This window comes from Pseudorhodoferax soli, from assembly GCF_003337555.1.
Classification (GTDB): Bacteria; Pseudomonadota; Gammaproteobacteria; order Burkholderiales; family Burkholderiaceae_C; genus Pseudorhodoferax; species Pseudorhodoferax soli.
This window is the reverse complement of sequence record NZ_QPJK01000010.1, coordinates 175,992-199,696: the sequence shown is the minus strand read 5'-3', so window position 1 is coordinate 199,696 and position 23,705 is coordinate 175,992. Positions and strand designations below refer to the sequence as shown.

General features: G+C 69.4%; 23 protein-coding genes. 12 read left to right on the top strand and 11 right to left on the bottom strand.

The features are described from left to right. Window positions 1–8: 8 nt before the first annotated feature. A complete protein-coding gene (locus tag DES41_RS30290) occupies window positions 9–2,321 on the bottom strand; it encodes an ATP-binding protein (RefSeq protein WP_114471344.1) in 2,313 nt (770 codons plus the stop codon). Window positions 2,322–2,438: 117 nt separating this feature from the next. Between DES41_RS30290 and DES41_RS30285 the strand changes: the two genes are divergently transcribed. From DES41_RS30285 to DES41_RS30280, 3 genes are all read left to right on the top strand, one after another. Continuing rightward, complete coding sequence (locus DES41_RS30285) at window positions 2,439–3,644, top strand: threonine ammonia-lyase (protein WP_114471343.1); 1,206 nt, start codon at window positions 2,439–2,441, stop codon at window positions 3,642–3,644. 43 nt (window positions 3,645–3,687) lie between these two features. Next, window positions 3,688–3,843 carry a hypothetical protein gene (locus DES41_RS38530; protein ID WP_170168323.1) on the top strand — a complete coding sequence of 52 codons (156 nt, stop codon included), beginning with the start codon at window positions 3,688–3,690 and terminating at the stop codon, window positions 3,841–3,843. A 355-nt stretch (window positions 3,844–4,198) separates the two neighbouring features. Then, window positions 4,199–6,082, top strand: a complete 1,884-nt coding sequence (locus DES41_RS30280) for a phosphoenolpyruvate carboxykinase (GTP) (protein WP_114471342.1) — start codon at window positions 4,199–4,201, stop codon at window positions 6,080–6,082. Window positions 6,083–6,140: 58 nt separating this feature from the next. Here DES41_RS30280 and DES41_RS30275 read toward each other — a convergent pair whose 3' ends face one another. From DES41_RS30275 to DES41_RS39780, 3 genes are all read right to left on the bottom strand, one after another. Then, entirely contained in the window at window positions 6,141–7,358 is a 1,218-nt protein-coding gene (locus DES41_RS30275) for an MFS transporter (protein WP_114471341.1), read from the bottom strand. Beyond that, window positions 7,342–7,884 carry a Chromate resistance protein ChrB gene (locus tag DES41_RS30270; protein ID WP_114471340.1) on the bottom strand — a complete coding sequence of 181 codons (543 nt, stop codon included), beginning with the start codon at window positions 7,882–7,884 and terminating at the stop codon, window positions 7,342–7,344. The genes DES41_RS30275 and DES41_RS30270 overlap by 17 nt, the downstream gene beginning before the upstream one ends. 127 nt (window positions 7,885–8,011) lie before the next feature. After that, window positions 8,012–8,722, bottom strand: coding sequence for a hypothetical protein (locus DES41_RS39780; RefSeq protein WP_211333113.1), 711 nt, complete (start codon window positions 8,720–8,722; stop codon window positions 8,012–8,014). 152 nt (window positions 8,723–8,874) lie between these two features. Between DES41_RS39780 and DES41_RS30260 the strand changes: the two genes are divergently transcribed. Further along, entirely contained in the window at window positions 8,875–9,831 is a 957-nt protein-coding gene (locus DES41_RS30260; RefSeq protein ID WP_114471339.1) for a LysR family transcriptional regulator, read from the top strand. Between the two features lie 10 nt (window positions 9,832–9,841). On the opposite strand, the gene DES41_RS30255 is transcribed toward DES41_RS30260, so the two are convergent. After that, entirely contained in the window at window positions 9,842–10,090 is a 249-nt protein-coding gene (locus DES41_RS30255) for a hypothetical protein (protein WP_211333112.1), read from the bottom strand. A gap of 86 nt (window positions 10,091–10,176) precedes the next feature. Between DES41_RS30255 and DES41_RS30250 the strand changes: the two genes are divergently transcribed. Continuing rightward, a complete protein-coding gene (locus DES41_RS30250; RefSeq protein ID WP_114471337.1) occupies window positions 10,177–11,004 on the top strand; it encodes a metallophosphoesterase in 828 nt (275 codons plus the stop codon). Window positions 11,005–11,218: 214 nt separating this feature from the next. Beyond that, on the top strand, window positions 11,219–11,662 hold the full coding sequence (locus DES41_RS30245; protein ID WP_147282981.1) for a hypothetical protein: 444 nt from the start codon (window positions 11,219–11,221) through the stop codon (window positions 11,660–11,662). Here DES41_RS30245 and DES41_RS30240 read toward each other — a convergent pair whose 3' ends face one another. Then, window positions 11,663–12,568 carry a LysR family transcriptional regulator ArgP gene (locus DES41_RS30240; RefSeq protein ID WP_114471335.1) on the bottom strand — a complete coding sequence of 302 codons (906 nt, stop codon included), beginning with the start codon at window positions 12,566–12,568 and terminating at the stop codon, window positions 11,663–11,665. Between the two features lie 59 nt (window positions 12,569–12,627). On the opposite strand from DES41_RS30240, the gene DES41_RS30235 reads away from it, so the two are divergent. From DES41_RS30235 to DES41_RS30225, 3 genes are all read left to right on the top strand, one after another. Then, a complete protein-coding gene (locus tag DES41_RS30235) occupies window positions 12,628–13,857 on the top strand; it encodes an MFS transporter (RefSeq protein ID WP_170168322.1) in 1,230 nt (409 codons plus the stop codon). Window positions 13,858–13,952: 95 nt separating this feature from the next. Further along, a complete protein-coding gene (locus DES41_RS30230; protein ID WP_114471333.1) occupies window positions 13,953–14,528 on the top strand; it encodes a DUF2889 domain-containing protein in 576 nt (191 codons plus the stop codon). 1 nt (window position 14,529) lies between these two features. Further along, the gene (locus DES41_RS30225; RefSeq protein ID WP_114471332.1) at window positions 14,530–15,180 is read left to right on the top strand and encodes a DsbA family oxidoreductase; all 651 of its coding nucleotides are present in this window, start codon (window positions 14,530–14,532) and stop codon (window positions 15,178–15,180) included. 25 nt (window positions 15,181–15,205) lie between these two features. On the opposite strand, the gene DES41_RS30220 is transcribed toward DES41_RS30225, so the two are convergent. The 3 genes from DES41_RS30220 to DES41_RS30210 all read right to left on the bottom strand — a co-directional run bounded on the left by DES41_RS30220 (window position 15,206) and on the right by DES41_RS30210 (window position 18,378). Continuing rightward, on the bottom strand, window positions 15,206–15,613 hold the full coding sequence (locus tag DES41_RS30220; protein ID WP_114471331.1) for a GFA family protein: 408 nt from the start codon (window positions 15,611–15,613) through the stop codon (window positions 15,206–15,208). A 62-nt stretch (window positions 15,614–15,675) separates the two neighbouring features. Then, on the bottom strand, window positions 15,676–18,000 hold the full coding sequence (locus DES41_RS30215; RefSeq protein WP_114471330.1) for a xanthine dehydrogenase family protein molybdopterin-binding subunit: 2,325 nt from the start codon (window positions 17,998–18,000) through the stop codon (window positions 15,676–15,678). A 120-nt stretch (window positions 18,001–18,120) separates the two neighbouring features. After that, the gene (locus DES41_RS30210; RefSeq protein ID WP_114471329.1) at window positions 18,121–18,378 is read right to left on the bottom strand and encodes a hypothetical protein; all 258 of its coding nucleotides are present in this window, start codon (window positions 18,376–18,378) and stop codon (window positions 18,121–18,123) included. Window positions 18,379–18,577: 199 nt separating this feature from the next. Between DES41_RS30210 and DES41_RS30205 the strand changes: the two genes are divergently transcribed. From DES41_RS30205 to DES41_RS30195, 3 genes are read left to right on the top strand one after another with little or no spacing between them, the layout of a single operon-like run. Continuing rightward, on the top strand, window positions 18,578–19,096 hold the full coding sequence (locus tag DES41_RS30205) for a flavin reductase family protein (protein ID WP_114471328.1): 519 nt from the start codon (window positions 18,578–18,580) through the stop codon (window positions 19,094–19,096). Window positions 19,097–19,100: 4 nt separating this feature from the next. Further along, entirely contained in the window at window positions 19,101–20,003 is a 903-nt protein-coding gene (locus DES41_RS30200; protein ID WP_114471327.1) for a DMT family transporter, read from the top strand. 31 nt (window positions 20,004–20,034) lie between these two features. Continuing rightward, window positions 20,035–20,613, top strand: coding sequence for an amino acid synthesis family protein (locus DES41_RS30195; protein WP_114471326.1), 579 nt, complete (start codon window positions 20,035–20,037; stop codon window positions 20,611–20,613). Here DES41_RS30195 and DES41_RS30190 read toward each other — a convergent pair whose 3' ends face one another. Beyond that, window positions 20,614–21,693, bottom strand: coding sequence for a DUF72 domain-containing protein (locus DES41_RS30190; RefSeq protein WP_114471325.1), 1,080 nt, complete (start codon window positions 21,691–21,693; stop codon window positions 20,614–20,616). 3 nt (window positions 21,694–21,696) lie between these two features. Next, window positions 21,697–23,703: an acetoacetate--CoA ligase gene (locus DES41_RS30185; protein ID WP_114471417.1), complete on the bottom strand. Its 2,007-nt coding sequence runs from the start codon at window positions 23,701–23,703 to the stop codon at window positions 21,697–21,699. Between the last annotated feature and the right edge of the window lie 2 nt (window positions 23,704–23,705).

Below are 23,705 nucleotides of genomic sequence, written 5' to 3'. Positions count from 1 at the left end.
GCGCGCCGCTACTGCACGAAGCCGATGCCGCGCGCCTCGCGCACCTCGGGCTTGATGCGGTGTTCGGCTTCGAGTTGCTCGATGAACTCCGCGGGCGACATCTCGGCGGCCAGGATGTCGACCTGGCGGCGCACGGCGGCGAAGTCGCCCGGGCACAGGTGCTCCAGCCGGTGTAGCCGCGTGCGCACGCCGTCGTCAAGCAGGGCGACGTCGCCGCCCAGCGCCTCGACCACGAACATGCGCTCGCGTTGCGCGGTCGTCAGCGGCTTGAACTTGATCTTGAACGTGAAACGCCGCAGCGCCGCCTGGTCGATACGGTCCATCAGGTTGGTGGTGCAGATGAACACGCCACGGTGGCGCTCCATGCCCTGCAGCATCTCGTTGACCTCGGTGACCTCGTAGGTGCGCTGGGCGCCACGGCGGTCCTGCAGGAAGCTGTCGGCCTCGTCGAGCAGCAGCACGGCCTTCTCGGCCTCGGCCTCGCGGAACATGGCGGCCATCTGCTGCTCGGTCTCGCCGACGAACTTGCTCATCAGATCGCTGGCGCGCTTGACGATCAGCGGCTTGTCGAGCGCGCGCGCAATGTGTTCTGCCAGCGCGGTCTTGCCGGTGCCGGGCGCGCCATAGAAGCACAGGCTGCCGTGCCCGCGCGCCTGCAGCGCCTGCACGATGCGGCCGATCTCGAAGCGGCTCTCGACGTGGAGCATCTCCAGGTCGTAGGTGGTGGCCGCGGGAATGCCGGCACGCTCCTCGCTGTGCCGGCCCAGGGCCTTGTCGGCATTGCGCAGCTGGCGTTCGATCAGCTGCTCAGTGGCCGCCTCATCGACGCGCGCCAGGCCGGCGAAGCGCACGGCGGTGCGGATCTGCGCGGGCGTGAGGCCTTTGCGTTCGGTCAGCTTGGCAACGAAGGCATCGGACACAGCCACGCCTTCGAGGGTCTTGCGCACCAGGCCCTCGCGCGCACCCGGCGGCGGCGACTTGAGCTCCAGGTGGTACGCAAAGCGGCGGCGGAAGGCCGGGTCGATCTGCTCGATGCGGTTGGTGACCCACAACGTGGGCACGGGGTTGGTCTCCAGGATCTGGTTGACCCAGGCCTTGCCGCTGACCGAGCCACTGGCGGGCGCCGCGACCTGCTCGGCGCGTGCCATCAGTTGCGCAGCCTCGGTACTGATGGGCGGGAACACGTCTTCGACCTCGTCGAACAGCAGCGCGGCCTGCACGCTGCCTTTGAGGAACACCTGCGCGATCTGCAGCGAGCGGTAGCGGTCGCGGCCTGACAGCGAGTTGCCGTCGCGGTCGGCGTACTCGACCTCGAACAGGTCGAGGTTGGCGGCCTGCGCGACGACGCGCGCGAGTTCGGTCTTGCCCGTGCCGGGCGGGCCATACAGCAGGATGTTGACGCCGGGCTCCTTGCGGGCCACGGCGTTGCGCAGCAGCGCGACCAGCACCTCGGCATCGTCCGACACGAAGCCGAAGTCGCCCATGGCCAAGCGGCTCTTGGTGGCCGGCCGCGTGAACACGGCCATGAGCTCGCTCTGGTCGCGGTACTCGCGCATGAGCACGGGCGGCAGCTTCTCGCTGACCTTCATGAGGTCGGCCAGGTCGGTGATGTTGTGCTCGGAGATCAGGTTCTCCACCAGGCCGATGCGCTCGAGCCGCGAACCCGCGCGCAGCGCCTCGCCGACCTCGGTGGCACTGACGCCGGCGACCTCGGCGATGGCTGCATAGGCCTCGGGTGCGTTGTTGACCTTGACCTCCACGAGGATGGTGCGCAGGTCGCGCTGGTAGCGCGCGAGCGTGCCGTACAGCAGCAGCGCGCGCTCGGCGCGGTTGAGCTGCAGCAGGCCCGACAGCGCATCGATGTTCTTCTCGACCAGGGTGGATTGCTTCTTGAGCGCGCGCGTGAGCCAGTCGCAGGTGACCTTCAGCGCCGCCAGCAGGTCTTTGGGCTGGTCCTTGGCGTACTCGTCCAGGTAGAAGAACAGCGTGCCTTCCTCATAGGGGCCGCGCCAGATCGCATGGCGCTCCATGAACTCGGCCGTGGACAGCGTGGTGTGGCCACGCCAGAACTCGTTGTCCTTGCAGCGGCGGGCGAGAAATTCGCGCAGCCGCGCCAGCACCGGCTGTGGCCACACGAGATGGCGCCCAGCCATCGCGAGCAGGCTGTTCAGGTCGCGCCGCACGTTGAATTTGGGGCCCTGGCGGGCGACCAGCGTCAGCACGAAGTGCGAACACATCAAGTCCAGGACCGGCGCAGCCTCGAGCCCGGGCGAGGCGATCACCTGGGCGGCTACTGGATCACGGACCAAACGCTTCACCATGGATGGATCTCCAATCAGCAAAGGAACGGTGGCCCACGATAACGCAGGCCTTGGGGGTTTGGAAGGCAGCCCCTCAAAAACGCGCGCCACGCCTGCTTTGCGGCCCACAATGCCGGCATGTTGACCCTCGACGATATCCGCCAGGCCGCGGCCCGGCTGCAAGGCCAGGTGCTGGAAACGCCCTGCGTGGAGTCGCGCACCCTGTCGGACATCACCGGCGCCCAGGTCTTCCTGAAGTTCGAGAACCTGCAGTTCACGGCCTCGTTCAAGGAGCGCGGTGCCTGCAACAAGCTGGTGCGGCTGGTGGAGTCCGGCGGCGCGCAGAACGGCGTGATCGCGATGAGCGCAGGCAACCATGCCCAGGGCGTGGCGTACCACGCGCAGCGCCTGGGCCTGCGCGCAGTGATCGTGATGCCGCGCTTCACGCCGGCCGTGAAGGTGGAGCGCACGCGCGGCTTCGGTGCAGAGATCGTGCTGCACGGCGATTCGCTGGACGCCGCGCGCGCCCACGCACAGGAACTGGCCAAGGCGCAGGGCCTGGCATTCGTGCATCCCTACGACGACGAGGACATCGTCACTGGCCAGGGCACGGTGGGCCTGGAGATGCTGACCCAGGTGCCAGCGCTCGATACGCTGGTGGTGTCGGTCGGTGGTGGTGGTCTGATCGCCGGCATCGCCACGGCGGCCCGCGCGCTCAAGCCTGGCATCGAGATCGTCGGCGTGCAGACGGCGCGTTTCCCGGCGATGGTCAACGCCGTGCAGGGCACCGCGCATGTCCAGGGCAGCAGCACCATCGCCGAGGGCATCGCCGTGGGTTCGCCGGGACAGATCACCCAGGCCATCGTGCGCGAGAGCGTCGACGCCCTGATGCTGGTGCAGGAGGGCGACATCGAGCAGGCCATCCTGATGCTGCTGGAGATCGAGAAGACGGTGGTCGAAGGGGCGGGTGCCGCGGGCCTGGCGGCGCTGCTGCGCGAACCCGGTCGCTTTCGCGGCAAGAAGGTGGGGTTGGTGCTCTCGGGCGGCAACATCAACCCCATGCTGCTGGCGGCCATCATCGAGCGCGGCATGGTGCGTTCGGGCCGGCTCGGCCGGCTGCGCGTGAGCGCCGCAGACCACCCGGGTTCGCTGGCGCGCATCGCCACCGTGGTGGCCGACAGCGGCGCCAATATCGACCAGGTGGAACACCAGCGCGCGTTCACGGCGCTGTCGGCACAGAACGTGGACATCGAAATCGTGGTGCAGACGCGCGGCCGCAGCCACCTGGACGAGCTGGTGCAGGCGTTGGGCCAGGCCGGCTTCGAGACCAAGGAACTGCGCTGACCCCCTGGCTACAATCCGCCTTTTCGAGCGAAGGAAAAGAGACATGTCCGACTCCCACGCCAGCCCCAACCCGCACGAGGTCGCTGCCCATGAAGTGGACCCGGTGGAAGCCGTGGTGCCCATGATTCCCATCGTGCTGCCCATCGTCGGCGGCGTGATGATGTTCCTGTTGGCCTTCATCGCCGTCTCGATGGCCTGAGCCGCAAGGCTCCCCAGGCCGTGCAACGCGGCCTGTTGCTTCCCTAGGCGTCGCCCGACTGGCCGGCGCCATTCCCCTTCCTCCTCCGTACAACGTTCCGGCGCTGCACCTGTTGTGTGCATGCGACGACAACTTTGTCACGGGCGTCATACGCCAGACATAACCCTATGCATGTTTTGCATGGTTTTTGTCTCCAACGTGGCTCCGTGCGCAGGCCCCATCCCTAGAATTGGCCTCTCCCACCGGCGCCGGACTGTCGCGCCGGGCTGCACCTGTCGTCTTCCACCAAGTCCAAGGCCTGCTTGCATTGCGAGCGACTTTGTGAAAGACGATTTTTTTACTTAGGAGCTAGCCCATGAACGCACCCACGATGCAGGGACTGAACATCAATCCCCCGGCACACGTGAAGAACGCCAAGCTGATCGCCTGGATTTCGGACATCGCTGCGCTGACGCAGCCTGCCGACATTTATTGGTGCGACGGCAGCGACGAGGAATACCAGCGCCTGTGCCAGCAGCTGGTGGACGCCGGCACCTTCAAGAAGTTGAACCCGGCCAAGCGCCCCAATTCCTTCCTGGCCCTGTCCGACCCGTCCGACGTGGCGCGCGTGGAAGACCGCACCTTCATCTGCACCGAGAAGAAGGAAGACGCCGGCCCGACCAACAACTGGACCGCGCCCGCCGAGATGCGCACCCTGCTGCAGAGCGGAGAGAACGCGCTGTTCAAGGGCAGCATGCGCGGCCGCACCATGTACGTGGTGCCGTTCAGCATGGGCCCGCTGGGGTCGGACATCGCCCACATCGGCGTGGAACTGTCCGACAGCCCCTATGTCGCCGTGAACATGAAGACCATGACGCGCATGGGCAAGGCGGTGTACGACGTGCTGGGCGTGGACGGCGACTTCGTGCCCTGCGTGCACACCGTGGGCGCGCCGCTCGAAGCCGGCCAGGCCGACGTGAAGTGGCCCTGCAACAAGACCAAGTACATCGTGCACTACCCCGCCACGCGCGAAATCTGGTCGTACGGTTCGGGCTACGGCGGCAACGCGCTGCTGGGCAAGAAGTGCTTCGCGCTGCGCATCGCCTCCACCATGGGCCGCGACCAGGGTTGGCTGGCCGAGCACATGCTGATCCTGGGCGTGACCAAGCCCGACGGCAAGAAGTACCACGTGGCAGCCGCCTTCCCGAGCGCCTGCGGCAAGACCAACTTCTCCATGCTGGTGCCGCCCACCGGCTTCGAAGGCTGGAAGGTCACGACCATCGGCGACGACATCGCCTGGATCAAGCCGCAAGCCGACGGCTCGCTGCGCGCGATCAACCCCGAGGCCGGCTACTTCGGCGTGGCCCCGGGCACGAACTACAAGACCAACCCCAACTGCATGCGCAGTCTGGACAAGAACGTGATCTTCACGAACGTGGCGCTCACCGACGACGGCGACGTCTGGTGGGAAGGCATGGAAGACGACGTGGCCGGCAAGGCCCTGCCCGCGCACCTGATCGACTGGCAGGGCAAGGACTGGACGCCGCAGATCGCCAAGGAAACCGGCGCGAAGGCCGCCCACCCGAACGCACGCTTCACGGTGGCCGCCATCAACAACCCCGCACTGGACGAAGCCTGGGACGATCCCAAGGGCGTGAAGATCGACGCCTTCATCTTCGGTGGCCGCCGTTCGACCACGGTGCCGCTCGTGACCGAGGCGCGCAACTGGAAGGAAGGCGTCTACATGGCCGCCACCATGGGCTCTGAAACCACCGCGGCCGCCGCGGGCCAGCAGGGCGTGGTGCGCCGCGACCCGTTCGCGATGCTGCCGTTCATGGGCTACAACATGAGCGACTACTTCCAGCACTGGCTGAACCTGGGCGCCAAGCTGGAGCAGTCCGGCGCCACGCTGCCGCGCATCTACACGACCAACTGGTTCCGCAAGGGTGCCGACGGCAAGTTCGTCTGGCCCGGCTATGGCGAGAACATGCGCGTGCTGAAGTGGATGATCGACCGCCTGGAAGGCCAGGCCGACGGCGGCCAGGAGCACGTGTTCGGCGTGAGCCCGTCCTACGAGCAGTTGAACTGGACCGGCCTGGACTTCAGCGCCGACCAGTTCAAGACCGTGACCAGCATCGACAAGGCCGCCTGGCAGGCCGAGCTCGCGCTGCACGAAGAGCTGTTTGCGCAACTGGCCTACCACCTGCCCAAGGAAATGGGCGAGATCAAGCAGCAGATCGAGACGCGCCTGGCCGCCTGAACCGGCACCGCCTCCCGATGAGAAAAGCCACCGCAAGGTGGCTTTTTCATGGGGGCGGCTACGCCGTCTGGCGCCGCCGCAGCAAGAGGGCCACCGCGGTCAGCCCGGCGAACAGCGCGCCGCAGGCAAAGGTGCCCTGAAAGCCGACGACATCCCAGAGCGCGCCGGCAATCACGCTGGCCAGCAGCAGGCCCACGCCCGTCAGCAGGTTGTACATGCCGAAGGCGGTGCCGCGCAGGTCGGCGGGCGCGCTGTCGGCGATCAAGCTGTTGAACACACCTTGCGTGAAACCCATGTGGAGGCCCCAGAGCACCACGCCCAGCCCCAGGCCCCACAGGCCCGGCATGAAGGCCAGCACGAGGTCGGCGGCGACCAGCAGCGCCAGGCCGGCGAGCAGCACATCCTGGCGCGGCCGGCGGTCCGACAGCACGCCGGCCGGATAGGCCGACAGCGAGTAGGCCACGCCCATCAGCACCAGCACGGCCGGCGCCCACATCGGTGCCAGGCCGACCGCCTGGGCACGCAGGATCAAGAAGGCCTCGCTGAACCGCGCCAGCGTGAAGACCAGGCCGATGCCGACCACCCACCAATAGGCCGCGCCCAGGCGCACGAGTTCGCTCTTGCGGAGCGGTAGCTTGCGCGGCCGGGCGGCCTCGGGCAGCTTGGGCTCGTGCACGAAGACCACCAGCACGGCCACCGCCACGAAGGCCGGGATCACGGCCAGCCAGAACACGCGCTGGTAGTTGTTGGCCGTCCACCACATCAGGCCCATCGCGAGCAGCGGGCCGGTGAAAGCGCCGATGGTGTCCAGCGTCTGGCGCAGGCCGTAGGCGGTGCCGCGCAACTCGGGCGGCGTCACATCGGCCACCAGTGCGTCGCGCGGCGCACCGCGGATGCCCTTGCCGATGCGGTCCACGAAGCGCGCTCCGACCAGCCAGTCCAGCGTGCCGGCCAGCGGGAACACCGGCTTGGTCAGCGCGCCCAGGCCATAGCCCACCACCGCCAGCAGCTTGCGCTTGCCGAAACGGTCGCTGATCGCGCCCGAGAAGACCTTGACGATGGAGGCGGTGGCCTCGGCGATGCCCTCGATCAGGCCGACCGCCAGCACCGAGGTGCCGAGCACTGCCACCATGTAGATGGGCAGCAGCGCATGGACCATCTCGGACGAGATGTCCATGAACATGGAGACAAAGCCCAATGCCCAGACGCTGCGGGGTACGGCGCGGGCGCCGCGGGCGGGCGCCACGCCGGCGGCGGATTCAACGGTTTTCGTCATGGGCGTCGTAGACCTGTCTGGCATAGCCGTCGAGCAGCGCCTCGCACTGTTGGAGGCGGTCGGCGGCCGTGGCCGCCAGCGGCGCGTCGTAGAAGTCGAGCTTGCGGATCTTCTCGAACCAGGTCTGCAGCTTCTTCAGGTCGGTCTCTTCTTCGTCGAGTTCGGCGTACGTGAACTTCTGGATCGCGATTTCCTTGGCGATCTCGGCCTCGAAGTCCTGGCAGCGGCCCAGCAGTTCCCGGTATTGGTCGTCGCGGTCGGCCTTGAAGCGGGCGATGACCTTGTCTTCCTGCAGCCGGTCCAGCGCGATGGTTTCCAGCAGCACGCACTCACCGCCCATGGCGGCGATGTCGTTCTCCAGCACCTTGAGCTTGCGCACATGGTCGTCGGTCTTGGGCAGCAGGCAGACGCCGTTCTGCAGGTAGACCGCGCCCAAGGCCTTGAGACGGCGCCACAGCGCCATGCGTTTGGAGGTCGGCTCGGCTGGCACCTTGTAAGTCAGCAGCAACCACTTGATTGAATCCATCGCTCGGCTATATTTGTGACGATGGTTTCATTCTAGGCGGCATGCTCGATGCATCCGACCATGAAAAAAGCCACCGCGGTGGGTGGCTTGGAGTGGTTCCCGGCGCGGCCGGGGCGGAGCACAGGGCTCAGAAGTAGTAGCTGCGGCGTGCGCCCAGGGCGTGGGCTGCGTCGCGCATTGCGTTGCCGGCGCTGTCGCCACGCAGCAGGGTCTGCGTCTGGGCCGGCACCGATTCAGCGCGGGTCGCGGCGGCCTGCAGGTCGGCCAGCATGCGCGGGTCGGCCTTCACGGCGGTCAGGTAGGCCACATCGGCGCGGGCCTTCTGCACGTCACGGTACCAGCCTTGCATCACATCACGCAGGCTGATGCGGGCGCCGGCGGATTCGCGGGCAAACAGGGCGGCTGCGGCGCGGGGTGCGATGGCATCGCTGCGCGACATCGCGGCCTTCAGGTCGGCCATCACGCGGGCGTCGGTCTGGGCGGTGGCCCAGAGGCGGTCGTCGGCGCGTTGGCTGGCCACGTGCTGCGACCAGGCATCCAGGCGCTGCACCAGCGCGTTGGCCAGACGGCGGGCCGGGGTGGCGAACAAGGCCAGGGCGGCGAAGGCCACCAGCCACAGCACCAGCCAGGCGGCCATCAGGCGGCCACCGCCCCAGCTGTCGACCAGGCGGTCTGCCAGCACGAGGAGTGCCGAGACCACACCTGCGAGCAGCAGCGCGGCAATGCCGCGCGTGCCGTCAAAGCCCTGGCGCAGGCGGCCTGCGGCTTGCATCACTGCCTCGGCGCGGGCAACGCCGGGGTGTTGTTGGGGATAGTCGACGTGGACAAAGCTGGTCATGGTGTTTTCCTTTGGTGGCCACCCGATCGGTGGCGCTATGGAACGAATACTAGGGTTTGCCCTAGGTGTCTTCAACTTTATATTGATGATGCTGGACATTCACCGCGGTGATGAATAGAGTGGCGTGCCAACTTCTTCACGCCCGAGGGCCCATGGCGCCGCCGAACTTCCGCACGCTGGATCTGAACCTGTTGCGTGTTTTCGACGAAGTGCTGGCCGAACGCAGCCTCACACGCGCGGCGCGCAATCTCTCTTTGACGCAGCCCGCCGTGAGCAACGCGATCCAGCGCCTGCGCGATGCGCTGGGCGACGAACTCGTGCAGCGCAGCGGCCAGGGCATCGAACCCACACCGCGCGCCATGGCCCTGTGGCCGGCCGTGCGCGAGGCCCTGCGGCAGTTGCAAGCCTCTCTGGCCCCCAGCAATTTCGACCCGTTGTCAGCCGACAACACTTTTGTGTTGGCGATGGCCGACGCGACCGCCGCCATGCTGGTGCCGGGGCTGGTGGACATCCTGGAAGAAGAGGCCCCGGGCATCTCGCTGCGTGTGGTGCCGCTGACCACCCGCGATCCGCGCCGCTTGCTGGACGACGAGACGGCAGACCTGGCCGTGGGCTTCTTTCCGGCCGTGCTGGCCGATCTGACAGCGCGGGCGCAGGTCGGCAAGGCCGTGCCCTTCGAGCACCAGCGCCTGTACGACAGCGAATACGTGTGCGTGATGCGGCGCGACCACCCGCTGGCCGGCGGCCCGCTGACGCTGAACCAGTTCTGCGCCGCGCGCCACCTGCTGGTCAGCTTCTCCGGCCGACCCTATGGCTTCATCGACGAATCACTGGCGTTGCTCAAACGCGAACGCCGCGTCGTGCTGACGGTGAACCAGTTCTTCACGGCCGGCCGCGTGGTGGCCAACTCCAACCTGCTGACGGTGCTGCCGCGCCATTTCGTCGAGGCCACAGGCATCGCCGAACAACTGGTGCACCAGGAGCTGCCGTTCGACGTGGCGGCCGTGCACGTGGCCGCGCTGTGGCATCGCCGCACCGACCTGCAGAGCCACCACCAGTGGTTGCGCCAGGCCGTCGTGCGCGCGGCCGAACAGGCGTTCGCGCCGTGAAGGGGCTGCCTCAGCGCACCACGCTGAGCCAGGCCTGCGCTGCGCTGCGCAGGCGGCGTGCCTCATGCGGGTCGTGGCCCGCGAGGTTGTCCGCGCTCTCCAGCAGCGCGAAGGCGACTTCGCCGGCGGCGCCATCACGGGCGCCCTGGTGGGCAGAGGCTGCGGCGGAAGCGGTCCACCCTTGATAAGCGCGGGCAAACCAGGAAACGATCAACATACGAACACCGCTTGTGGCGGTCCAAAGTTCAGGATGGGTCAAGAATAAGGGTTATCCCTAGGGTTGCAAGCCCCGCCCCATGCAGTTCGCGCATAACCTTTGCATGGCCACACGCGGACCACGAATCCATGAAATTCCAGCTCCTTTCCGATCTGCACCTCGAAGTGCACACCAACTTCGTGCCCGAGCCCGTGTCCGGCGCCGACGTGCTGATCCTGGCGGGGGACGTCGGCTCCTACCAGACCGGCTCGCGCATGCCGGATGCCGATTTCGGCCTGCGCCTCTTCGCCGACTGGCCGGTGCCGGTCTACTACGTGCCGGGCAACCACGAGTACGACATGCTGGACGTGGACGCGACCGCCTTGCGCCTGCGCCAGACCTGCGAACGCCTGGGCCTGCGCTGGCTGGACCGCGAGATCGTGCACCTGCCCGGCGCCGCCGCCGACGGCACCGCGCTGCGCCTGGTCGGCACCACGCTGTGGACCGACTACGACGCCATCGGCCCGGCCGGGCGAGGCGGCGACTTCTCGCTGGCCGACCAGTTGAAGGCCCGGCACAAGGCCTTCCGCGCGGCCGACCACTACCTGCGCCGCACCGGCACCGTGCGCCATGGCCAGCCCTGGCTGGCGGCCGAGATGCGTGAAGAAGGCCTGGCCTGCCAGCAATGGCTGCGCGCGGCACTGGCCCAGCCCTTCGACGGCACCACCGTCGTGGTGACGCACTTCGCGCCCAGCCTGCACAGCGCCGACCCGCGCTATGGCCTCACACCCGGCACGGCCGGCTTCTGCAATGCACTGGACGACCTGCTGCCCCACGCCAAGCTCTGGCTGCACGGTCATTTGCATGCGCCCAGCGACTACGTGCACCGCGGGTGTCGCGTCGTGGCCAATCCCCTGGGCTACGCCAAGAACGGTGAGCAGGCGGGCTTCCGCCCGCAGCTGCTGATCGAGGTCTGAGCGCAACAGCATCTCGTCGCAACTGCTTACGTTTCGAAATCACCCGGGGGCGCCAGGGTTGTCGTACGCGCGCTATCTTGCGCTTCACCCTTTCCCCGTCGTCGCGCACAGGAGCCACCGTATGAAAAGCGTCTGGTCACCTACCCTGGCATGGTTTCTTGCCGTTGTGGCGGCGGTATTGCTTGCCGTGGCCGCGCCCACGGAATCCAGCGTGATGGGACGCTTGCCGAACGTGCAGGCGCGCCAGCTCGACGAGCAGCCACTGGCGCTGCCGGAAGGCCTGGGCGCCGACCGCACGCTGGCGCTGATCAGCTTCCACCGCGACCACCGCCCTGCCGTCGACAGCTGGATCAACGGCCTGCAACTGGGCGGCGATGCCTCCGTGCGCTGGCTGCGCATGCTGGTGGTCAACGATCCGGGCGACGCTGCCGAGCGCGGCGTGATCGAGACCCGCCTGCGCGAGCGCTACGCACAGGAGAAGGCCGCCGTGGTGCCGGTGTTCACCGACCGCGCGGCCTTCGCGCGCTCGACGGGCCTGTCCGGCGTGGACCATCCGCATGTGGTGGTGCTGAACCGCCGCGGCGAGGTGCTGGCACGGGTCGAAGGCCCGTTCGACGCCGAGAAAGCCCGCGCGCTGCGCGCCACGCTGGGCGAGTGATCAGTCGAGGGCCGCACGCGCGGCCTGCGTCAGCGCCTGGCTGAGTCCGTCCAGCACCTCGGACTCCAGGTTCCAGCAGTGCCAGTACAGCGCCACGCGCTCGGCGTGGCCCGGCGCGATGTCCACGAGTTCGCCGCTCGCCAACTGGCCGCGCACCAGCAGTTCGGGCACCACGCTGGCGCCCCAGCCGGCCAGCACGGCGCGCACCTGGCCTTCCGAACTCGGCACGAACAGCTGGTTCAGCGCCAGCCGCGGCAAGCCCAGCCGCGCCGACACGAATTCCCGCTGCATGTCGTCCTTGCGGTTGAACGCCACGAAAGGCACCTGGTGGAAGTTGTGCGGCGTGAGCGCTCCGCCCAGCCGTTGCTGTGCGAACGCCGGCGCCGCCACGGCCACATAGCGCATCGCCCCCAGCGGCACCATGCGGCAACCGCGCAGGGCCTGGTCCAGCGTGGTCACGCAGCCCAGCACCTGGCCCTCGCGCAGCCACTCCTGCGTGAAGTCCTGGTCGTCCGCGATGATTTCCAGCGGCAAGCCCTGGGCCACCGGCTCGCGCAGCGCCGGCAACACCCAGGTGGCGATGCTGTCGGCGTTCACGGCGACGGCCACGCGTTCCTGCTCGCGCAGGCGGCCGCTGGCCTGGGGCGCGAACGCGCGCATGTCGCGGTCCAGGTCGGCGCGCAGCAACCGCAGCTGGCGCGTGTGCTTGAGCAGCAGCTGCCCGGCCGGCGTGGCCTTGAGCGGGCGCCGCACCAGCAGCACCGTGCCGGCCTGCGCTTCCAACGCCTGCAGCCGCTGCGACACCGCCGACTGCGTGATGTGCAGGCGCTGCGCAGCGCGCTCGAAGCCCCCCTCCTCGACGATGGCGGCCAGGCATTCCAGCGCATCGGGATCGAACATGTGCATGGGGGGCGATGGTATGGTCAGCGCCACGACAAGAGGAGACGGCGCCGCGCGCCACACCGATGAAGATCTTCTACGGCTGGCGCATGGTCGGCGCGGGTGGCGGCCTGCAATTCCTGCAGGCCATGCTGCTGCAACAGGCCTTCGGCGCCTATGTGGCCGTGCTGGCAGAAGAGCGTGGCTGGAGCAAGACCACGCTGTCGGGTGCCGCCGCCATGCAGTCGGCCGAGTCCGCGCTGCTCGGCCCGGTGCTGGGCTGGCTGGTGGACAGGATCGGGCCGCGCGCCATGATCCGCGCCGGCGTCGTGGCCTTCGGCATCGGCTTCATGCTGCTGAGCCGCATCGACAGCGTCGGCGAGTTCTACATGGCGGTGGCCGTCATCGCGGTCGGCACCAGCCTGTCGGGCTACTTCCCCATCAACGTGGCCGTGATCCGCTGGTTCTCGCGCAAGCGCGCGCGGGCGCTGTCGGCCATGAACCTGGGCATGGCCATGGGCGGGCTGTTCGTGCCCATCGTGGCCTGGTCGATGCTGACCTACGGCTGGCGCGCCACGGCTTTCGCCTCGGGCGTGGTGTCCATCGTGGTCGGCTGGCCGCTGGCCTCCATGTTCCGCAGCCGGCCCGAGGACCACGGCGCGACGGTGGATGGCGACCCAGCCCCGCCGCCCCCCACCGCAGGCGCCGGCACGGCGCCCACTGCCGCGCCGCAGCGCGAATTCACGGCGCGCGAGGCGCTGCGCACGCGCGCGTTCTGGCTGCTGGGCCTGGGCCACGGCTTCGCGCTGCTGGTCGTCACGGCCGTCAATGTGCACGCCATCAGCCACATGAAGGAAGGCCTGGGCTACAGCGTGGCGCAGGCCGCGCTGGTCATCACCTTGCTGACCGGCGCGCAGATCGGCGGCGTGCTGCTGGGCTGGCTGATCGGCGACCGCTACGACAAGCGCTACCTCTCGGCCGGCTGCATGCTGGCCCACGGCGTGGCGCTGCTGCTGCTGACCTACGGCCACCACGCCACTGCGATGGTGGCGGCTTTTGCGGTGCTGCACGGCATGGCCTGGGGCCTGCGCGGGCCGCTCATGCAGGCGATCCGCGCCGACTACTTCGGCCGCAATGCGATCGGCATGATCCTGGGCCTGTCGACGCTGATCATCGCCATCGGCCAGGTGGCGGGGCCGCTGGTGGCCGGCGTGCTGGTCGACCTGACGGGCAACTACCGCGCCGGTTTCACGGTCTTGGCGTTGCTGGCGGCCAGCGGTTCGCTGCTCTTCCTGTTCGCGCGCAAGCCCAGCTGAGCCTGTCGCCCACGCGTCGGGCCATTGCGCCCGGCCTGTGCGCCGCCAGGGCGGGACTCCTAGAATTTCGCTTTGCCAGCCGATTTGCCAGCGCCATGCCCCTTCCGCCTCCCGCCCCCCGCGCGACCGCGCACGACCGCCGCATCAGCTACCGCGGCTTCCACCGCGAAGATGGCCTGTGGGACATCGAAGGCCACCTGCGCGACACCAAGCCCTACGGCAAGACCGTGCGTGGCCGCGAGCGCGCCGCCGGTGCGCCCGTGCACGACATGGAGGTGCGCGTGACCATCGACGACAACATGACCATCGTCGACATCCACGCCGCCATGCTGACCACGCCGTTCGAGGAATGCCCGCGCGCCGAGCCGCCCGTGCGCCAGCTGATCGGCGCCACGCTGGGCCGTGGCTGGCGCCGTGCGCTGGACGAGGCCATCGGCAGCACGCGCGGCTGCACGCATCTGCGCGAACTGCTGTTCGGCACCGCCACGGCCGCGTTCCAGACCCTGGGAGCCTACCGCGACCACCTGCGCCAGCAGCGCGGCGAACCCGAGCCCGTGCGCACCACCCCGCCCTTCTTCATGGGCGGCTGCATGTCCTGGGACTTCGATGGCCCGGTGATTGCACGCATCGCACCCCAATTCATCGGCTGGCACCGCCGGCAAGGACAGTGACATGGAACCGCTGCGCATCGACATCGTCTCCGACGTGGTCTGCCCCTGGTGCTACATCGGCAAGCGGCGGCTCGAAGCCGCGCTGGCCAGCCCCGAGGCGGCCGACCTGCCGCCCGTGCAGATCACCTGGCATCCGTTCCAGCTCAATCCCGATCTCCCGGCCGAGGGCATCGACCGCAAGGCCTATCTCGAAGAGAAGTTCGGCGGGCCCGAACGCGCCGCCACGGTCTACGAGCGCGTGCGCGCCGCCGGCCGCACGGCCGGGCTGGAGCTCAACATCGACGGCATCACGCGCCAGCCGAACACGCGGCTGGCCCATGCGCTGATCGACTTCGCGCAGCGCAGCGGGGCCGACGCCACCGAGGTGAAGGAACGCCTGCTGCGCGCCTACTTCATCGAGAACCGCTTCGTCGGCGATGCCGAGGTGCTGGCCGCCATCGCCGCCGAGGCCGGCCTGGACGCCGCAGCCGCGCGCGCGCACCTGGACGACCCCGAGGCCCTCGCCACCATCGACGACGCCGACCAGCAAGCCCGCCAGATGGGCGTGAGCGGCGTGCCCTTCTTCATCTTCAACCGCAAGCTCGCGGTGTCGGGCGCACAGGAGCCCGCCACGCTGGTGGGCGCGATGCGCCAGGCGGTCGGCCAGGCCTGAGCCCCGCGCACGCGCTTCCCGCCCGTCACGGCTGGCCGTCGCAGCTTGTGCCCACGCCGGCCAACGCCACCCAGCCCAGGCGGCGGCGGGTCCAGATCTCGCGCTGCGGTGCCCCCAGTGCATGCCGCTGTTGCAGCACGCCGGTGCGCAGCGAGTAGGACTGCGGGTTCTCCTCTGCGCAAGCATAGAGCGGGCTGCCACAGTCGCCGCAGAACGCCAGCACCCGCCGCGCGCCGCTGGCCGCGGTCTTGACGTAGGTGCGGGGTTCGCCCCGCAGCAGCCGAAAGCTGGCAGCCGGCGCCGAAATGTTGGCCCTGAATGCGGAGCCGGAATGCGTCTGGCAATCCGTGCAATGGCAGACCGTCGTGGTGCCCGGTTCCACCTGCGCCTCGAACGCAAGCGCACCGCAATGGCATTGGCCTTCGACTTTCATGCTGTTCCTCGTTCGATGCAGGCGATGTCGGACGCGCCCTTGGCGCGGCCGGCTGCCGGTGCTCAACCGTGCATCAGCGTCCACAGCCGCGGTGCCGTCACCGGCATCTGCAGCTGCGTCGTCTTGCCCGCCAGCCCGTTGCGCGCCAGCGCATCGGCCACGGCGTTGACGATGGCCGGCGTGGCGCCGATGGTGCCCAGCTCGCCCACGCCCTTCACGCCCAGCGGGTTGTTCTTGCAGGGCACGCTCTGGTCCATGCGCGTGACGAAGTCGGCCTGCAGGATGTCGGCACGCGGCACGGCGTAGTCCATCAGGCTGCCGGCGACGGGCTGGCCGGTTTCGCGGTCGTAGACCACCTCCTCGCACAGCGCCTGGCCGATGCCCTGCACGGCGCCGCCGTCGAGCTGGCCGGTCACGATCAGCGGGTTGATCACGCGGCCCACGTCGTTCATCGAGGCATAGGCCACGACCTCCACGGAGCCGGTCTGCGGATCGACCTCGATCTCGCTGATGTGGCAGCCGTTGGGCCAGGTCGGGCCGGCCACGCTGCTGGTGGAGTCCATGAAGATGCGCCGCTCGGGCTGGCGCGCAGCCAGTTCGAACAGGCCGATCTTGAGGTCGGTGCCGGCCACCGTGAAGGCACCTTGCTCGTAGCGGATGTCTTCGGCGGCGGCCTCCAGTTCCTTGGCCGCGAGTTCGCGCGCCTTGTCGATGGTGCGCTCGCTGCCCACGCGCACGGCGGAGCCGCCCGTGAAGATGGAGCGCGAACCGGCGCTGCCGAAGCCGTCGCCGCGGTCGGTATCGCCCAGCACCACGCGCACCTTCTCGGCCGGCACGCCGAAGGTGTCGACCACCAGCTGCGCGAGCGAGGTGGCGATGCCCTGGCCCATGGCGTTGACGGCCGAGAACACCTCGATCATGCCGTCGGCCTGCACCTCCACCGTCACGCGTTCCTCGAACACGTTGCCCCCGGTCCATTCCAGGAAGGTGGCGATGCCCTGGCCGCGCCACTTGCCCCGCGCGGCAGACGCCTTGGCCCGCGCGTCGAAGCCGCTCCAGTCGGCCAGCTCCAGGGCCTGGTTCATCTGCTGCTCGAAGGCGCCCGTGTCGTAGGTCTGCGCCATCGGGTTCTTGTACGGCATCTGCTCGGGGCGGATGAAGTTGGCCCGACGCAGCGCGATGCGGTCGATGCCGGTCTGGCGCGCGGCCTCGTCCATCAGCCGCTCGATGTTGAAGATGGCCTCGGGCCGGCCTGCGCCGCGGTAGGCCCCCGTGGGCGCCTGGTTGGTCAGCACCGCCTGGAAGCGGAAGTCGATGGTCTGGATGTCGTAGACGCTGGTCTGCACCCAGGGGCCGATCAGCAGCTGGATGGCCACGCCGGTGCCGGTGGCGTAGGCGCCCACATTGGCCTGCGAGGCGATGCGCAGCGCAAGGATCTTGCCGTGTTCGTCCAGCGCCAGTTCGGCATGCGTCTGCACGTCGCGGCCGTGGTAGGTAGACAGGAACTCCTCGCTGCGGTCGGCCACCCACTTCACGCTGCGGCGCAGCTGGTGCGCGGCATGCGCCAGGGCCACGTCCTCGAGGTAGGCGCCGGTCTTCATGCCGAAGCCGCCGCCCACGTCGCCGACCAGCACGCGCGCCTGCTCGCGGGCGATGCCCAGCGCGTCGGCCACGGTGTTGCGCACGCCCGAGGGCATCTGCGTGGACATGCGGATCGTCAGCCGGCCATCGTCCGGGTCGACACCGGCGAGCACGCTGCGCGGCTCCAGTGTCAATGCGGCCAGGCGCTGGTGCGTGAGGTCCAGCGTGACATGGTGGCGCGCGCGGGCAAAAGCCTCTGCCGTGGCCTGGACGCTGCCGTGGCGCATCTCGGCGGCGATGTTGTCGGGGGCGGCATCGGTCAGCACCGGCGCACCGGCAGACAAGGCCTGCGCCAGCGTGGTCACGGCCGGCAGTTCGGCGTAGTCCACGAACACCGCCTCGGCCGCGTCGCGCGCCTGCTGCAGCGTCTCGGCCACCACCAGGGCCACGGGTTCGCCGACGAAGCGCACGCGCTCGTGCGCCAGGGCGTGCAAGGGCGGCGTGACGCCGGGCCCGCCATCGGCGCGCTTGAAGCCGGCCGTGCCCGGCAGCGGCTTGACGCCCTTGGCCACCAGGTCGGCCCCGGTGTAGACGGCCACCACACCGGCCATGCCACGTGCGCCCTCGGCATCCACCGAGACGATGCTGGCATGTGGATACGGGGAGCGGACGAACACCGCCCGGAGCTGCGCCTCGGGCACCACGTCGTCGGTGAACTTGCCGCGGCCGGCCAGCAGAGCGTCGTCTTCGAGCCGGCGAACCGCCTGGCCGCTGCCGAAACGGGTGGGGGATGCGAGGGTGTCCAAGGCTGCGCCTTTCGGGGATCGGGTCCATCGGGCACTTTGCGGCCCGGATGGCCGCAAAGCGAAGCAGCGCCGGAAATTAACAGAAATCGGGCCGCGGTGCGGCGCCTGCGCGACGGGTGTTCAGTCCTTCTGTTGACGGTAGGCGCGGTCCATCTCGGGCGCCTTGGTGGTGTCCTGCACGCCGCGCTGTAGGTCGCCATGGGCCTGCCGGCCTTCGGGCGTCACCCGGCCGTCGGTCATGCCCTGCTCGGTTTGGTCGCGTTCGTGCGGCAGCGCCAGGTCGTCGACCGGGCGCACCAGCGCCCCGGGCCGGGGACGGCGGCGCAAATAGTTGACGCGGGGCTTGGAAGAGCCGGGGGGCCTGTCGTTGGCTGCCATGGTGGTGTTCTCCTGGCCGCCAGGCAGAACCGGGCAGCAATGGGCAAGCTACCGACTCTGCAAGCACCGCAGTGAGCGCGTTGTCGGAGAGCAGGCAGAGCTCCCGTAGGACGTGCGCGCCACCGTTGACCCTGGCCCCGGGCCCGCCAATCGTGCCGCGACACGGGGCGGCGCGGCAGTTCGGGTAGATTCCCGGTCCATGCCAGTTCCCGCCGTGCCGCCGCAAGCGCGCGCACCGAGTTTTTCCGCCGCCGAGTTCCGCCAGGGCCTGTCGATGTTCGCCACCGGCGTGACCATCGTCACTGCACGCCGTGCGGATGGCCAGCTGGTCGGCCTGACCGCCAACTCCTTCAACTCCGTTTCGCTGCATCCGCCGCTGGTGTTGTGGAGCCTCGCGCAGGCGGCCTCGTCCATGGCCGCGCTGAGCGCTGGCTCGCACTACGCCATCAACATCCTGGCCTCGGACCAGAAGGCGCTGGCCGAGCAATTCGCATCGCGCACCGCCGACCGCTGGCGCGGCGTGGCCTGGCGCGAAGGCGTGGCCGGCGCGCCGCTGCTGGAGGGTGCGGCCGCCGTGTTCGAGTGCTTCAACCGCAGCCGCTACGAGGAGGGCGACCACGTCATCTTCGTCGGCGAGGTGGAGCACTGCGCCCACCGGCCGGGCGCCTCGCCGCTGCTGTTCCACGGCGGACGCTTCTACACCGAACACCCTCTCTAGAGCCATGCAACAAGTCCAGCGCAAGGACCACCTGGATGGCCTGGCGGTCGGCCTGCTGCTGGTTTGCTGCGTGCTCTGGGGGGCGCAGCAGGTGCTGGTCAAGGCCACCATCGCGCACATGCCACCGGTGCTGCAGGGGGCGCTGCGCTTCGTTGCCGCCACGCTGCTGCTGATGGGCTGGTGCCGCTGGCGCGGCATCCCGCTGTTCGACCGCGACGGCTCGCTCAAGGCCGGACTGGCCGCCGGCCTGCTGTTCTTCGGCGAATTCGTCTGCCTGTACCTGGGCCTGGTGCACACCACGGCCTCGCGCGCCACGGTGTTCCTCTACACATCGCCGTTCTGGGTGGCGCTGCTGCTGCCCTGGTGGGTCCCCAGCGAGCGGCTGCGGCCAGCGCAATGGACCGGGCTGGCCTGTGCCTTCGTGGCCGTCGCCTTCGCGCTGCGCGAGGGCTTCGGCACGGGGCTGGACACATGGCGCGGCGACCTGCTGTCGCTGCTCGCCGCGCTGCTGTGGGGGCTGACCACGGTGCTGATCCGCGCCACGGGGCTCACGCGGCTGGCGCCCGAGAAGCTGCTGTTCTACCAACTGGCGGTCTGCGCATGGCTGTTCCCGCCGCTCTCGCTGGCCATGGGCGAGCGCTGGGATGTGCAGTTCACGCCCTTCGTGCTGAGCTCCCTGCTGCTGCAGACGGTGGTCGGCGCGTTCGCGAGCTACCTGGCCTGGATGTGGCTGCTGGGCCGCTACCCGGCCACGCACCTGTCGGCCTTCATCTTCCTGACGCCGCTGTGCGCGCTGGTGTTCGGCGCGCTGGCGCTGCACGAGCCGCTGACGCCCAGCCTGCTGGGCGCGATGGCGCTCGTGGCGGCCGGCATCTGGCTGGTCAACCGCGCGCCGGTTCGGCGATGATCGTCCCTCTCCTCCCCTGCAAGGAAGCCCAATGTCTTTGATCGAGATCCGCAAGCGCAGCCTGACCATCGAGACCATCTACCACGAAGGTGGCCCGCCGGTGGACGTGCCGCTGAAGCTGGCCGCGTCCTGCGCCGTCATCCGCAACCCCTATGCGGGCCGCTACGAGCCCGACCTCATGCCCTTCATGGCCGAACTGCGCAGCCTGGGCACGCTGCTGGCGCAGGAGCTCGTGGACACGCTGGGCCGCGACAAGGTGGAGGTCTACAGCAAGGCCGCCATCGTCGGGGTGGACGGCGAGATGGAGCACGGCGCCGTCTGGCACGAGGCCGGCGGCTGGGCCATGCGCAGCGTGCTGGGCGAGCCCAAGGCGATGGTGCCGGCGTCCAAGGCGGTGGCCGGCGCCGGCTACCGGCTGATGGTGCCGGTGCACAACATCCATGCCAGCTACGTGCGCAGCCACTTCAACAGCATCGAGGTCGGCATCCAGGATGCGCCGCGGCCCAAGGAGATCCTGTTCGCGCTGGTGATGGGCACGGGCGGGCGCGTGCACTCGCGCCTGGGCGGGTTGCTCAAGGAAAACGTGTCCGTCCACGACGGGCAGCGCTGATCAGTCGGCCAGCAGCCGCGCCATCGCTGCCACCGTCAGCGGCGCCGAGCCCTCGGCCTTGTTGCCGATCGTGAGGTAGGCGTGGTGGCCCGCAGCCGTGGTCGCGCGCGCCACGCGGGCCAGCGCGGCACGGGTCTCCAGGTCGGGATCGACGAGCTTGTCGAACGGCAGGTACAGCGCCTTGGCCTCTTCGTAGCCGTAGGCGCCGTGGGCACGGTGCAGGTTCCAGCGGCAGACCAGCGGGCCCGGCCACAGCGCACGCAGCACCGGCAGCTGCTCGGAGATCGGCGGCAACTTGGCGTGGCCGCCCAGGCAATAGGTGGCACCGCCGGCCCGCAGTGCCTCGGCGAAGGCCGCCACCAGCCACTCGGCGTTGCGCACTTCGACGGCGATCACCAGGTCCGGCGCTTGGGCGTGCAGCTGTGCCAGCGGCGGCAGCGCCGCCAGCATGGCGCCGAGCCGCGCGATGCACTGCGGCATGCGGGCAAGCAGGGCCGGCGGCAGCGGACTCAGCTGGAACACCAGTGCACCGGCCTTGGTGCCAAGGCCCTGCAACGCCGGTTCGACGAAGGCCGACCAAGCCAGGCCGGGGTCGAGAAAAGCGTCGTTGGCGCGCATGCCCTGGCCGTCCTCGCGGCGCACCAGCGCGTCGGCCACGAGCGCGGGCGCCTTGACCACGAAGCGGAAATCCGCTGGCACCTGCTCGGCGTAGGCCGCGTACTGCGCCACGGTCAGCGGCTGGTAGAACGCCCGGTCGAGCGAGACGGTGCGCATCAACGGGTGCTGGGCGTAAGTGGCCAGGCCGCGGCGGGCCAGCATCGACTCGGTGTACTCGCCATCCCACACCAAGCCATTCCACCCCGGGAACGACCAGGACGAGGTGCCCAGATGCAGGCGCTCGGGCAGGCGCGCGGCCAGGGCGCTGAGCTCCTCGGGCCAGGGCACAGGCGCAACGGGGCGGACGCGTGAGCGCCTGAGCGGCGGCTCGGCCTGGGGCGCTGCTGCAGGCGCTGCTGCAGGCGCAGGCCGCGGTGCCGGCGCGGTGGGCGCTTCTTCCTCGGGAAACAGCCGGTCCTGCAAGCCTCAGCCCTGTGCCGCGCGATCGCGCGCGAACTGCTCGTACCAGGCCAGGCAGCCTGGGTTGGCCATGGTGCCGCGGTTCAGCACCTTGTCCGCCGGCTGGCCCAGCAGCAGCTTCTTGATCGGCAGCTCCTGCTTCTTGCCCGACAGCGTGCGCGGGATCTCGGGCACCTGGAAGATGGCGTCGGGCACGAAGCGCGGCGACAGTGCGCGGCGCACGGCGTCGTTGAGCCGGCCCTTGAGCGCCTCGTCCAGCACCGTGCCTTCGCGCAGCACGACGAACAGCGGCATCCAGCTGGGGCGTCCGAGGTATTCCAGGTCGACCACCATCGCGTCCAGCACCTCGGGCAAGGCCTCGATGGCGCTGTAGATCTCGCTCGTGCCCATGCGCAGGCCGTGGCGGTTGATGGTGGCGTCGCTGCGGCCGAAGATGACGCAGCTGCCGTCGGCATCCACGCGCAGCCAGTCGCCATGGCGCCACACGCCGGGGAAGGTGTCGAAGTAGCTGGCCAGGTAGCGCGCGTCGCCCGCGTCGTTCCAGAAGTACAGCGGCATCGAGGGGATGGGCCGCGTGCAGACCAGTTCGCCGACCTCGCCGACCAGCGGCTGGCCTGCGTCGCTCCAGGCCTCGACGGCCGAGCCCAGCATGCGGCACTGCATCTTGCCCGGCACCAGCGGCAGCGTGCGCAGGCCGCCGATGAAGCCGCCCGCGAAGTCGGTGCCGCCCGAGACGTTGCACCACCAGATGTCTTGCACGCCCAGCCGCTGGAACTGCGCCGTGCCCCAGCGCTGCACGTCTTCCGCCAGCGGCGAGCCGGTGGTGCCCAGCGCGCGCACGCGCGCCAGGCCGGGGTAGCGCGACAGGTCCACGCCGGCCTTCATGCAGTTGGCGAAGTAGGCCGCGCCGGCACCGAAGAAGGTCACGCCCGTGCTTTCGGCAAAGCGCCACAGCACCTCCCAGTCGGGCTGCTCGCGGCTGCCGCCCGGGCTGCCGTCGAAGATGCAGCAGGTGGTGCCGGCCAGCAGGCCCGCGACCTGGCAGTTCCACATGATCCAGCCCGTGGTGCTGTACCAGAGAAAGCGTGCGCCCTCCCCCTCGTAGCTGCAGCCGACGTCGTTGTGCAGCGTGGACAGCGCCAGCGCCACCACGACGATGCCCCCATGGCCGTGCACGATGGGCTTGGGCAGGCCGGTGGTGCCGCTGGAGTAGACAATCCACAGCGGGTGGTCGAACGGCAGCCAGTCGGGTTCGAACGCAGCCGTCTGGGCATCGGCGCGTGCCAGCACCGCGGCCAGCGGCTGGCTGCCGGGCACGGGGGGCAGGCCGCCCAGGTTGTCCAGCACCAGAAGCTGGCGCACGCTGGGCAGGGCGGCGCGCAACTCGGCCACGGTCTGCGTGCGGTCCAGGTCGCGGCCGCCGTAGGTCACGCCGTCGCAGGCGATCAGCACCACCGGTTCGATCTGGCGAAAGCGGTCGAGCACCGCGGCCTGGCCCATGTCGGGCGCGCAGACGCTCCACACCGCGCCGATGCTGGCCACTGCCAGGAAGGCGACCATGGTCTCCGGGATGTTGGGCAGGTAGGCGGCCACGCGGTCGCCGCGCTGCACCCCCTGCGCGCGCAGGTGCAGCGCCAGCGCTGCCACCTGGCGTTGCAGGTCCGGCCAGGAGAGTTCACGGCGCTGGCCGCGCTCGTTGTCGCTGACGATGGCCGGGCAGCCGGCCGCGTGCGCCGCGTCCACATGGCGCAGCACCTGGCGCGCGTAATTGGTTTGCGCGCCGGGAAACCACTCGGCGCCCGGCATGGCGTCGTTGGCCAGCACGGCGTGGTGCGGCGTGGGCGACTCCATGGCGAAGTAGTCCCAGATGCTCTGCCAGAAGCCTTCCAGGTCGGTGGTGGACCAGCGCCACAGCGCGTCGTAGTCGGCAAACGCCAGGCCGCGCGTGTGCTGCAGCCAATCCAGGTAACGCGTGATGTGCGGGGTGCGTTCGGCGGGCGGTGTGGGCGCCATGG